General features: G+C 57.3%; 10 protein-coding genes. 1 reads left to right on the top strand and 9 read right to left on the bottom strand.

Translation table 11 applies throughout. The annotated features are described in order from the left end of the window. Positions 1-35: 35 nt before the first annotated feature. The 9 genes from ABLV04_RS21675 to citC all read right to left on the bottom strand — a co-directional run bounded on the left by ABLV04_RS21675 (position 36) and on the right by citC (position 11017). The gene (locus ABLV04_RS21675; protein ID WP_002888059.1) at positions 36-269 is read right to left on the bottom strand and encodes a YgdI/YgdR family lipoprotein; all 234 of its coding nucleotides are present in this window, start codon (positions 267-269) and stop codon (positions 36-38) included. Positions 270-438: 169 nt separating this feature from the next. Then, positions 439-3663, bottom strand: a complete 3225-nt coding sequence (gene carB, locus ABLV04_RS21680; protein WP_004204267.1) for a carbamoyl-phosphate synthase large subunit — start codon at positions 3661-3663, stop codon at positions 439-441. A gap of 17 nt (positions 3664-3680) precedes the next feature. Then, positions 3681-4829: a glutamine-hydrolyzing carbamoyl-phosphate synthase small subunit gene (gene carA, locus ABLV04_RS21685; RefSeq protein ID WP_348816176.1), complete on the bottom strand. Its 1149-nt coding sequence runs from the start codon at positions 4827-4829 to the stop codon at positions 3681-3683. Positions 4830-5286: 457 nt separating this feature from the next. Beyond that, positions 5287-6108 (bottom strand): 4-hydroxy-tetrahydrodipicolinate reductase, encoded by an 822-nt coding sequence (gene dapB, locus ABLV04_RS21690; RefSeq protein ID WP_023291944.1) that lies wholly within the window; start codon positions 6106-6108, stop codon positions 5287-5289. Positions 6109-6334: 226 nt separating this feature from the next. Further along, positions 6335-7243, bottom strand: a complete 909-nt coding sequence (citG, locus tag ABLV04_RS21695) for a triphosphoribosyl-dephospho-CoA synthase CitG (RefSeq protein WP_032453157.1) — start codon at positions 7241-7243, stop codon at positions 6335-6337. A gap of 18 nt (positions 7244-7261) precedes the next feature. Then, entirely contained in the window at positions 7262-8788 is a 1527-nt protein-coding gene (citF, locus tag ABLV04_RS21700) for a citrate lyase subunit alpha (protein WP_032429096.1), read from the bottom strand. 10 nt (positions 8789-8798) lie between these two features. Continuing rightward, positions 8799-9668: a citrate (pro-3S)-lyase subunit beta gene (gene citE, locus ABLV04_RS21705; protein ID WP_023291941.1), complete on the bottom strand. Its 870-nt coding sequence runs from the start codon at positions 9666-9668 to the stop codon at positions 8799-8801. Then, on the bottom strand, positions 9665-9958 hold the full coding sequence (gene citD / locus ABLV04_RS21710) for a citrate lyase acyl carrier protein (RefSeq protein ID WP_023291940.1): 294 nt from the start codon (positions 9956-9958) through the stop codon (positions 9665-9667). The genes citE and citD overlap by 4 nt, the downstream gene beginning before the upstream one ends. Positions 9959-9988: 30 nt before the next feature. Beyond that, positions 9989-11017, bottom strand: a complete 1029-nt coding sequence (citC, locus tag ABLV04_RS21715) for a [citrate (pro-3S)-lyase] ligase (protein WP_032429095.1) — start codon at positions 11015-11017, stop codon at positions 9989-9991. 256 nt (positions 11018-11273) lie between these two features. Between citC and citS the strand changes: the two genes are divergently transcribed. Next, positions 11274-12614 (top strand): citrate/sodium symporter CitS, encoded by a 1341-nt coding sequence (gene citS, locus ABLV04_RS21720; RefSeq protein ID WP_023291938.1) that lies wholly within the window; start codon positions 11274-11276, stop codon positions 12612-12614. Positions 12615-12713 lie beyond the last annotated feature (99 nt).

The raw sequence follows: 12713 nt of genomic DNA on the forward strand, positions 1-12713 counted from the left end.
TACGTAACGCGCGCCTGAATGGCAAACGTCAGGCCTTAATTATCCAGCTCATCCATGGATTTCACCTGATCGCGGTTAATCTGCTCCACGCGTCCGGTTTCGGCATTTTTGTAGGAGACCAGACCGGTATCATCATCCACCTGCGGTTTACCGCTGGTGACAATGGTCTTGCCGTCGGTGGTTTTGATCGACTGATTCGATGAGCAACCGGCCACGAACATGATTGCCGTCGCTGCCAGCGCGGATGCCACCAGAATATTGTTGCGCATTGTATCCTCCTGTCTTTTCATCAATAGGTATCGTTATGGTGCTAACTATAGTTAGCCTGACCCGACAGGGGGTTAAAAGCAGAACTCTCTGAAGATGGCCGCAGCCCAAAAAAATGGGCTGACGATGTCGTCAGCCCAGGTTTGTTGCTATCCGGCCAGGCCGGAGCGCTTATTTGGTGATTTGCGCGTGCATTTCCTGAACCGAAATCACCTTGTCGGTGGCGTCAGCGTTCAGCGCCATCGCGGTGGCAAAGCCGCCGTTCAGGGTGGTGTCATAGTGCACTTTGTACTGCAGGGCGCTGCGGCGAATCAGCTTGGAGTCTTCAATCGCCTGACGACCTGCGGTGGTGTTGATGATGTAGGTGTATTCGCCATTCTTGATACGGTCCTGAATGTGCGGACGACCTTCATGCACCTTGTTCACCAGACGCGGGTTGATGCCCGCTTCGCCCAGCACAATCGCGGTACCGTGGGTTGCATCCAGCTCGAAACCAAACTTCAGCAGCTTCGCCGCCAGGTCGACCACGCGCTCTTTGTCGCCTTCGCGGACGGAGAGCAGCGCGCGCCCCTGTTTCTTCATGGTCGAGTTGCTGCCCAGCTGCGCCTTGGCGAACGCTTCGGCAAAGGTGCGGCCGACGCCCATCACTTCCCCGGTGGAGCGCATTTCTGGCCCTAACAGCGGGTCAACGCCCGGGAATTTGTTGAACGGCAGAACCACCTCTTTCACCGAGTAGTACGGCGGGATGATCTCTTTGGTCACGCCCTGCTGCGCCAGCGTCTTACCGGCCATCACGCGCGCCGCCACTTTCGCCAGCGGTACGCCGGTGGCTTTGGAGACGAACGGCACGGTACGCGCCGCACGCGGGTTGACTTCAATCAGATAGACTTCGTTATCTTTCACCGCGAACTGGACGTTCATCAGACCGCGAACCTGCAGCTCGAAGGCCAGCTTCTGCACCTGCTCGCGCATCACATCCTGAATCTCTTTGCTCAGGGTGTAGGCTGGCAGGGAACAGGCGGAGTCGCCAGAGTGAACGCCTGCCTGCTCGATATGCTCCATGATGCCGCCAATCAGCACCATTTCACCATCGCAGATAGCATCGACATCCACTTCAATCGCGTCGTCGAGGAAGCGGTCCAGCAGCACCGGCGCGTCGTTGGAGACGCTGACCGCAGTCTGGAAGTAGCGGCGCAGATCCTGCTCGTCATAGACGATCTCCATCGCCCGACCGCCCAGCACGTAAGACGGACGCACCACCAGCGGGTAGCCAATCTCTTTCGCTTTCTCTACCGCCTGTTCAATGGCGGTGACGGTGGCGTTCGCCGGCTGCTTCAGCTTCAGACGGTCAACCGCGTGCTGGAAGCGCTCACGGTCTTCCGCACGGTCGATAGCGTCCGGGCTGGTACCGATAACCGGTACGCCTGCGGCTTCCAGAGCGCGCGCCAGCTTTAGCGGCGTCTGGCCGCCGTACTGCACGATAACGCCTTTTGGCTTCTCGATACGCACGATTTCCAGCACGTCTTCCAGGGTGACCGGCTCGAAGTACAGACGGTCGGAAGTGTCGTAGTCAGTAGAGACGGTTTCCGGGTTACAGTTGACCATGATGGTCTCGTAACCGTCTTCGCGCAGCGCCAGCGAGGCGTGTACGCAGCAGTAGTCGAATTCGATACCCTGACCGATACGGTTCGGGCCGCCGCCGAGGACCATGATTTTATCGCGGTCAACGGACGGGTTGGACTCGCACTCTTCTTCATAAGTGGAGTACATATAGGCGGTATCGGTGGCGAATTCCGCGGCGCAAGTGTCCACACGCTTGTAGACCGGGTGCAGATCATACTGGTCGCGCAGTTTGCGGATTTCCGCTTCCCGCACGCCCGCCAGCTTCGCCAGACGCGCATCGGCAAAGCCTTTACGCTTCAGGGTACGCAGGAAGTCAGCGTCGAGGCCGTTGATGCCCACTTCCGCCACTTTCTCTTCCAGACGGACCAGCTCTTCAATCTGCACCAGGAACCAGCGGTCGATGTTGGTCAGGTTGAAGACGCCGTCAACCGAGAGGCCCGCGCGGAACGCGTCGGCGATGTACCAGATACGCTCAGCGCCGGCGTCTTTCAGTTCACGGCGGATTTTAGTCAGCGCTTCCGGATCGTCGAGGCTCACTTTCGGGTCGAAGCCAGTGGCGCCCACTTCCAGACCGCGCAGCGCTTTCTGCAAGGACTCCTGCTGGGTACGGCCAATCGCCATCACTTCGCCGACGGACTTCATCTGGGTGGTCAGTCGGTCGTTGGCGCCGGCGAATTTTTCGAAGTTAAAGCGTGGGATTTTCGTGACCACGTAGTCGATGGACGGCTCGAAGGAAGCCGGGGTACGGCCGCCGGTGATGTCGTTCATCAGCTCGTCGAGGGTGTAACCTACCGCCAGCTTGGCGGCCACTTTAGCAATCGGGAAGCCGGTGGCTTTGGAGGCCAGCGCCGAGGAGCGGGAAACGCGCGGGTTCATTTCGATAACGATCAGGCGACCGTTTTTCGGGTTGACTGCGAACTGAACGTTAGAGCCGCCGGTTTCGACGCCGATTTCACGCAGCACCGCCATCGAGGCGTTACGCATGATTTGGTACTCTTTGTCGGTCAGGGTCTGCGCCGGCGCAACGGTGATGGAGTCACCGGTGTGGATCCCCATGGCGTCGAAGTTTTCGATAGAGCAGACGATGATGCAGTTGTCGTTCTTATCGCGCACCACTTCCATCTCATACTCTTTCCAGCCGATCAGCGATTCATCAATCAGCAGCTCGTTGGTGGGAGAGAGATCCAGGCCGCGGGTACAAATCTCTTCGAACTCTTCGCGGTTATAGGCGATGCCGCCGCCGGTGCCGCCCATGGTGAACGACGGACGGATGATGCACGGATAGCCGACGTCAGCCGCTACCGCCAGCGCCTCTTCCATGGTGTGGGCGATACCGGAACGCGCGGTGTCGAGACCGATTTTTTTCATCGCGATATCGAAACGGCGACGGTCTTCGGCCTTGTCAATCGCATCGGCGGTGGCGCCAATCATGGTCACGCCGAATTCAGCCAGCACCCCCTGACGCTCCAGCTCCAGCGCGCAGTTCAGCGCCGTCTGGCCGCCCATGGTCGGCAGCACCGCGTCCGGGCGCTCTTTTTCGATGATTTTGCGCACCACTTCCCAGTGAATCGGCTCGATGTAGGTGGCATCGGCCATTTCCGGGTCGGTCATGATGGTCGCCGGGTTAGAGTTCACCAGGATAACGCGGTAGCCCTCTTCGCGCAGGGCTTTACAGGCCTGGGCGCCGGAGTAGTCAAACTCGCACGCCTGACCGATAACAATCGGGCCCGCGCCCAGAATCAGGATACTTTTTATGTCTGTACGTTTTGGCATGGCTCTTTTACTCCTGATTATTTCGCGGACTGACGGTATTGCTCAATTAACTCGATAAAGTGGTCGAACAGCGGCGCGGCATCGTGCGGCCCCGGGCTCGCTTCAGGGTGGCCCTGGAAGCTGAACGCCGGCTTGTCGGTGCGATGGATCCCCTGCAGGGTGCCGTCGAACAGCGACTTGTGGGTCACGCGCAGGTTGGCCGGCAGCGTCGCCTCATCCACGGCGAAACCGTGGTTCTGGGCGGTGATCATCACCACGTTATTATCAATATCTTTCACCGGGTGGTTGCCGCCGTGGTGGCCGAACTTCATCTTAATGGTCTTGGCGCCGCTCGCCAGCGCCAGCAGCTGATGGCCGAGGCAGATGCCGAACACCGGAATATCGGTCTCCAGGAATTTTTCAATCGCGTCGATAGCGTAATCACACGGCGCCGGGTCGCCAGGACCGTTGGAGAGGAAAATGCCGTCCGGATTGAGCGCCAGCACATCCGCCGCCGAAGTCTTCGCCGGCACCACCGTCAGGCGGCAGCCGCGGCCAACCAGCATGCGCAGGATGTTGCGTTTCGCGCCGAAGTCATACGCGACGACGTGGAACGGCAGCTCGCTTTCCGCTTTCGCTTCCGGCAGGTCGCCCGCCAGGGTCCAGCTGCCTTGCGTCCAGCTGTAGGTTTCTGCGGTGGTCACTTCTTTCGCCAGGTCCATGCCGTTCAGGCCAGGGAACGCTTTCGCTTTTTCCAGCGCCAGCTGGGCATCCGGACTGTCGCCCGCGATGATGCAGCCGTTCTGCGCCCCTTTCTCACGCAGCAGACGCGTCAGCTTGCGGGTATCGATATCGGCAATCGCCACGATGTTATGGCGCTTCAGATAGGAAGAGAGGTCTTCGGTACTGCGGAAGTTGCTGGCAATCAGCGGCAGGTCGCGAATAACCAGACCCTGAGCATGTACCTGAGAAGATTCTTCATCGGCGGCGTTGGTGCCGACATTACCAATATGAGGATAAGTAAGAGTGACGATTTGGCGGGAATAGGAAGGATCAGTGAGGATTTCTTGATAACCGGTCATTGAAGTATTGAAAACGACTTCCCCAACCGCCGTGCCGGTTGCCCCGATGGCCCGACCGTGAAACTGGGTTCCGTCTTCCAGAACCAATAGCGCTGACTTAATCAAAACATCCTCCAGAGAATATCCACTCACTTTATTTGCATATTAATTCATAAACACGATCTGAATCAATGCAAATCTGTTGCCCGCAGATTTTTGGCAAACGGCGGCATTCTGGAGAGATGTCGGATAAAAGTCAACTTAAAGCGGAGATTTTTAATGTCATTTTACGCCACTGGCGCATAACACGTGATTTTTACGCCAAAAAGATCAACAAACCTGGCTGAGAAAACGCTTGCGGACGGCGAAGAGTGTAAAACCTGGCGCTGAACGGCAAAAAAGTGGACCAAATGGTCAAAATTTACATTTAGTTCACTAAAAAACCGAACAACATCAAAACTTATAGCCTTCTCAGATGAAAAACAAACAAAAACAGCTAAAAATAAAAAAGGGCAACAAAATATTGCCCCTTGCATCAATAACTTATTGATAGCAATAACCACATCACGATGGGTAATAATCGTTATAAACTATTCAGTTCCAGCACGTCGCGCATATCAAATAGGCCATTTTTCTTGCCTTTCAGCCACAATGCAGAGCGAACCGCGCCATTAGCAAATGTCATCCGACTGGAGGCTTTATGGGTGATCTCAATACGTTCGCCAATATCAGCAAACATCGCTGTATGTTCACCGACGATATCCCCCGCGCGGACGGTCGCGAAGCCAATGGTGCCCGGGACGCGTTCGCCAGTGTGGCCTTCACGACTGTAGACCGCGCAGTCCTTGAGATCTTTGTTCAATGCCCCGGCGATCGCTTCGCCCATCGCCAGCGCGGTGCCTGACGGCGCATCCACTTTATGCCGATGGTGCGCTTCGATAATTTCGATGTCGGTGTAGTCGCCCATCACCTTCGCCGCCTTCTCCAGCAGCTTTAACAGAACATTGACGCCGACGCTAAAGTTAGCGGCAAAGACAATGGCAATCTCCTGCGCGGCATCGCTAATCGCCTGCTTGCCAGCGTCGTCAAAACCGGTGGTGCCGATGACCATCCCTTTGCCGTGGTCGCGGCAAAACGCCAGATGGTTCAGCGTGCCTTCCGGGCGGGTAAAATCGATCAACACGTCGAAATCATCTTTTACCGCCGTCAGGCTGCTCTGCACCGTGACGCCCGCTTTGCCGGCGCCCGCCAGCTCGCCGGCGTCGCTGCCCACCAGGCTGGATCCTTCACGCTCCAGCGCCGCGCCCAGCGCCACTCCATCCATCTGCAGCGCAGCCTGAATTAACTGGCGTCCCATCCGGCCGCCCGCGCCGGCGATGGCCACGCGGATTTGTGCATCATGCATAGCTATTCTCTTTTGTTAACATTACGTAAATTGTTTTCAGAGTAACCAGCCCGTCAGCGGGCCGCTACTCAAAAACGCCGATAATTAGAAATTTATGACAAACGGCGGACGATATCAGTAAAAACTATATGATTGTGCCGCAATTCCTCGTTTACGCAGTGAGAACCAGGATGCGAATGATGATGCCCCGCCCGCACGGTGCGGGCGAGGACGATGTTGCAGAGGGTTACAGCGGGAAAAGCGCGCCGGCGGGAAACGCGGATAAAAACCAGGTCACCGCCAGCAGATCGGCGCTACCGCCGGGGCTAAGATGGCGGGCAATCAGATCGTCATCAAACTGGCGCAACGCCTCCAGCCCACCGTCAGCCAGCACGCCGCCCTGCCACAGCAGCCGCTGCGCCTCCTGCTGGACATAGTTCAATCCGGCCAGCCCGCCGCGTGACACCAGGTTGGTGTCATCATTCCATGCCATCAAATGCAGCAGGGTTTGCAGTAGCGCCAGATTGCTGTCGCCGGTCTCCTCCATCATGCGGTTAAAGACCGGTAATGCCTGGGTGCGCACAGTCAGGAATCCGCTCTCCGCCTCGCCGCGGGCGCCGGAGAAGCCGTAACGCAGAAAATGCATCTCGCCTTTGCTCAGCCGTTCCCCACTGGCGGAGGACAATTCCTGCATAACCATGCCGCGACAGAAGCGCGCCACCTGGTCGCAAAGCCGGTGCTGCTCTATCGGCTCGCCTTTCGAGACCAGCCTGCCCGCTGCCGCGCTGAGCAGACCAAAAGCGAAGATCGCCCCACGATGGGTATTCACCCCGCCGGTGACCTCCAGCATATCGTTCTCGCAGGCCATTCCCACCGGACGCAGCATCATCAACACCTGCTCCGGCGCGACCGCCGCGGTATCGTGGCCCATGATAAAAAACTTCTCCATCCACGGCGCCACCACCGCGGTACTGGCCTCAAACGAGGCCAGATCCATATCCCGGTGCGCGCCAGCGTTACGAATATCCACCAGCCCGGGCTTAGGGGTCAGGCGAACTTCGGTCAACAGCGCGCGCTCTACCGCGCTGACCACCTCTTCGGCGCTCAGTGGTTTTCCGCGTAGCACACGCGGAGGTTGAATTAACACGTCGCTCATAGCCTTTCCCCTCTGCGCTTAGTCGCTGTTTTTCACCTGATGGATCACATCGATGACCGAACCGTCGCGATAGCGGACTACCGCCACCACCCGATCGGTAAATTCGATCGCTTTCGGTTTGCCCGTCAGCAACTCCGCGCGCTGCTGCAGTTCCTCAATGGTCATCAGCGCAATACCGGCGTTGCGTAAATTGTCGATCAGGTCCTGGCGCGCCGGGTTTACCGCAATGCCATGGTCGGTGACCAGCACATCCACGCTGGCTCCCGGCGTCACGCGGGTCAGCACCTTTTCCACGACGCAGGGAATGCGGCCGCGAACTAACGGCGCGGTAATGATGGTCAAATCCGCGCCGGCGGCGGTATCGCTATGGCCGCCTGACGCGCCGCGCAGCACGCCATTGGAGCCGGTCATCACGTTGACGTTAAAGTCGGTGTCAATTTCCAGTGCGCTGAGCATTACCACGTTTAAGCGCTCGCAGGAGGCCCCTTTGGAACCCGGGCTGGCATACTGATTGGTAGAGATTTCGACGTGGTTCGGGTTCTGCGCCAGCGAGCGCGCCGCATCGCCATCGAACGACTGGGTGTCGAGCAGCGTTTTAATCAGCCCTTTCTCATGCAGATCGACCATCGTCCCGGTGATGCCGCCAAGGCCGAAGCTGGCGGTGATACCGTTGCGGCGCATTTTGTCTTCCAGGAAGCGGCTCACCGCCAGCGAGGCGCCGCCGGTGCCGGTCTGCAGCGAGAACCCCTCTTTAAAGTAACCGGAGTGTTCAACCACCTTCGCCGCCTGGCGGGCGATCAGCAGCTCGCGCGGGTTGCTGGTCAGACGAATGGCGCCAGCGGTGATTTTTTCCGGATCGCCTACTTCGTCCACCTGAACGATCAGATCCACCTGATCCTGGGCGATACTGGCCGGGTAGTTAGGGTAGTCCACCCACTCTTCGGTCAACAGCACGACGCATTTGGCATGTTCCGCATCAACGCGCGCGTAGCCCAGCGAGCCGCAGCGCGACTTACCGCTAAAGCCGTTGGCATTGCCAAACTCATCGCAGCAGGGAACGCCGAGGAACGCCACGTCAATGGACAACTCACCGCTTTGGATCAGCTGTACGCGACCACCATGAGAGTGGATCTGCACCGGATTTTCCATCAGCCCGGCGGAGATCTCCTCGCCGAGCTTCCCGCGCAGGCCGGAGGTGTAGATCTGGCGGATCACGCCGTTTTTAATATGCTCGATCAGCGGCCAGTGAGCGTCGATAAGCGAACTGGACGCCAGGGTCAGATCGCGAAAGCCCATTTCCGCCAGCTTCGCCACCACCATATTGACCACTTTGTCACCGCCGCGAAACGCGTGGTGGAACGAGATGGTCATGCCGTTTCGCAGGCCGGAACGACGGATTGCCGTTTCCAGCGAGTCGCAGATTTTACGCCGCCGCTTTTCCGTCTCACTGGCCAGCCATGGGCTTTTCGCCGTCACGCCGCTGTAAGGGGTCAATCCTTCCGGCATCACATACTGCTGATTAAGCATTGCTACTGTCTCTTTCATCTTATTCCCCTTAATCACGAATACCGGAAGCTGAAAGCGCCACCACTTTGCGCGCGTGGTCGATAATCGGTCCATCGATCATCTTGCCGTTCAGCGACACCACGCCCAGACCGCGCGACTCTGCCTCTTCCGCCGCGGCAATCACCTCCAGCGCATGGTCGACCTCTTTTCGCGTCGGGGCATAGACCTGGTGCAGCAGTTCGATCTGGCGCGGGTTGACCAGTGATTTCCCGTTGAAGCCGAGGTTCTTCGCCAGATTCGCTTCCGCGAGGAAGCCCTCTTCATTATTAATATCCGACCACACGACGTCATAGGCGGCGATGCCGGCGACCCGCGCAGCATGCAGCACGGCGCAGCGGGCATAGAACAACTCAGTGCCGTCGCCGCGGGAGGTGCCCATATCCATAACGTAGTCGAAGGCCGCCAGCGCGATGGCCGACAGACGCGGGCTGGCGCGGGCGATCTCGACCGCGTTTACCACCCCCAGCGCCGACTCGATGGCCGCCATAAGCCTGGTGCTACCCACTTCCCGGCCGCACTCGCGTTCAATCCGCTCAACGTGGGCTTCCAGTTCATGAATATCTTCTTTGCTGTCGGTTTTCGGCAGACGTACCATGTCCACACCCGCGCGTACCACCGCTTCCAGATCGGCCAGACCAAACGGCGTATTTAGCGGGTTAATGCGCACCACGGTTTCGATATCCTGATACAGCGGATGCTGCAGCGCCTGATACACCAGCAGGCGAGCGGTATCTTTCTCGCGCAGCGAAACGGCATCTTCAAGGTCGAACATCACCGCATCGGCGCCGTAAACGAATGAAGTACTTAACATGGCGGCATTGGCGCCGGGGATAAACAGCATACTGCGACGTGGTTTCATAGCTGGCTCCATTGCAATTGAGACTGTTGCGCCGCGCGCAGGGCCGCAGCCTGAACCCGGGCGCGCAGAACGCACTCCAGCGCCCCTTTATCATCCACCACCACGTTGGCCTGGCTAACGCCGAGCTGCGTCAGGGTTTCTCTGACCACCTGCTCAATCGCATCGCCAAACTGCTGCTTCACAATGCTGTCGATCTCCAGTTGAATGCCCGGCTGCGTCGCCGGCCCAATCCTGACCATCACATCGCTGGACTCCAGCGTGCCGGCCAGGGCGTCAATCTTCATTTCCATAGAGGCAAATCCTTTGTTATGGCGTAAAAATCAGGCGGTTTGATGTTCGCTTTCCGCCAGTTGCATCAGAAAAGAGAGGGTTCCCGGCGGCACCAGCGCCGCCACCGCCTGCCAGTTGCGCTGCCGGTACAGTTCGCGCACCCTGGAAGCCGATATCGGCCCGCCGTTTTTTTCGATCCGCGCCAGCTCAACCACCTCAACAGGCGGCGCGTCGCCTGGCGCTGCCAGCAACGCTTTCATGCGCTGGTTGTAATGGCGAGTCAGCGAACACAGCGGCTCAGTGCCGACAAAACGATGGGTTATCTTCAGCGCCGGGGCTAAATGTTCGCGGAACAGCTGGAGATCGATCTGGTTGTGGCAGTCGTCCACCACCCCCTGTTCTTTGAGGAAGTAGCCAGGGAAGGTGGCCCGCGAGATGAGGTATGCCGAACCGGGATGCAGCGTTACCTTGTCGATGCCGGCAATCCCTTTTTCGATTAGCGTGTAGCGATCCTGATACGTGAAACGGGAGGCATCCTCTTTCACCACAAACAGGTGTAGCCAGTCGCACTGACGGGCCGCCTGCTCCACCAGCCAGCGGTGGCCGAGCGTGAACGGGTTGGCGTTCATCACGATAGCGCCTATTTTGCGTCCCGGCTGACGGTACATCGCCAGCTGGCGGCAGTAGCGGGTCAGCCGTTCGCGGCTATTTTCCAGTAACACGGCGAGATCGCCGGCCTGCGCGATTGGCCAGAATCCGGCGCCGGCAAAGAGCGCGACGTTACAGGGCTTAGTGAATAAAAACAGTTCACTGCGCCCCAGCTCGTAGGCCAGGGTGAGTAATTCTGTCAGTAGCTTAAGGCTCAGCCCCTCCCCCTGCAGCGAGGGGTCGATAGCGATACACTTCAGGACGTTGCCGGCGATGGCGCCGCAGCCGACCAGCCGCTGCTGATACTCGGCGACAATGGCCATTTCGCAATCAGCCTCTAATGAGAGCTGATGCTGACGGAGAAAGAGGTCAATCGCCTCTCGCCGCGATTTATCCTTCCGTAGCAGAACGCGTTTTAATATCAGAGTCATTTTTTAGCGCTTCGTTATTCCAAAACGACCTGTATTTCGCCAGCGTTCGGCTATCGATTCTTGTATTTAAATCACAATTTTTCCCGTCGCTTAATTGGCTTTATGGTTTTTATGTTGTTAATTCATTCAGCATAATAAAAATAATTAAATTAATTAAAAACACGAGTATTCAGTGAAGGTTATCACACCTTAACACTGAATCTATTTATTACTATGCGCCGGTCTTATTACTTCATTGATAAACAGGATAACGTTTATGACTAACATGAGCCAGGCTCCGGCGACGGAGAAAAAGGGCGTAAGCGACCTGCTGGGATTTAAAATCTTCGGCATGCCGTTACCCCTTTATGCGTTTGCGTTAATTACGCTATTACTTTCCCACTTCTTTAATGCGTTACCCACCGACCTGGTTGGCGGCTTTGCCATTATGTTTATTATCGGCGCCATCTTTGGCGAGATTGGCAAACGGCTGCCGATATTTAATAAATATATTGGCGGCGCGCCGGTGATGATCTTTCTCGTCGCCGCTTATTTCGTTTACGCAGGCATTTTTACTCAAAAAGAAATTGATGCAATCACTAATGTGATGGATAAAAGCAACTTCCTGAACTTATTCATCGCAGTTTTGATAACTGGCGCCATTCTCTCGGTTAACCGTAAACTACTGTTGAAATCGCTGCTGGGTTATATTCCGACGATCCTTATGGGGATCCTCGGCGCATCTATCTTCGGGATTATCATCGGCCTGTGCTTCGGTATTTCCGTAGACCGCATCATGATGCTGTACGTCCTGCCGATTATGGGCGGCGGCAACGGCGCAGGCGCGGTTCCGCTGTCTGAAATTTATCACTCCGTCACCGGCCGCTCCCGTGAAGAGTACTACTCCACCGCGATTGCCATTCTGACCATCGCCAATATCTTCGCCATCGTTTTTGCCGCGCTGCTCGATATTATCGGTAAAAAACACACCTGGCTGAGCGGGGAAGGCGAACTGGTACGTAAAGCCTCCTTTAAAGTTGATGATGATGAAAAAGCAGGCCAGATTACCCATCGCGAAACGGCAGTCGGCCTGGTGCTCGCCACCACCTGTTTCCTGCTGGCCTACGTCATTGCCAAGAAAATTTTGCCAAGCATTGGCGGTGTCTCAATCCACTATTTCGCCTGGATGGTGCTGATCGTCGCGGCGCTGAACGCTTCCGGCCTCTGCTCGCCGGAGATCAAAGCCGGGGCCAAACGCCTGTCTGACTTCTTCTCTAAGCAGCTGCTGTGGGTACTGATGGTCGGGGTCGGCGTGTGCTACACCGACCTGCAGGAAATTATCGACGCGATTACCTTCGCGAACGTCATCATCGCTGCGGTAATCGTCGTGGGTGCTGTCGTCGGGGCGGCCATCGGCGGCTGGATGATTGGCTTCTTCCCGATCGAATCCGCCATCACCGCAGGCCTGTGCATGGCTAACCGCGGCGGCTCAGGCGACCTGGAAGTGCTCTCTGCCTGTAACCGTATGAATCTTATCTCTTATGCGCAAATCTCCTCCCGTCTGGGCGGCGGTATTGTGCTGGTCATCGCCAGCATTGTGTTCGGCATGATGATGTAACCAACACGCACGATGGCGATGTTTGAGCGTCAACCACAGCGATGCCAGTTAGGGGCCAGAGCCGGGGGCGGCTTCGGGAAATCCCCCCTACTCCTTAGC

Origin of the sequence: Klebsiella sp. JN_Kp127 (assembly GCF_040062505.1) — a bacterium.
GTDB lineage: Bacteria > Pseudomonadota > Gammaproteobacteria > Enterobacterales > Enterobacteriaceae > Klebsiella > Klebsiella quasipneumoniae.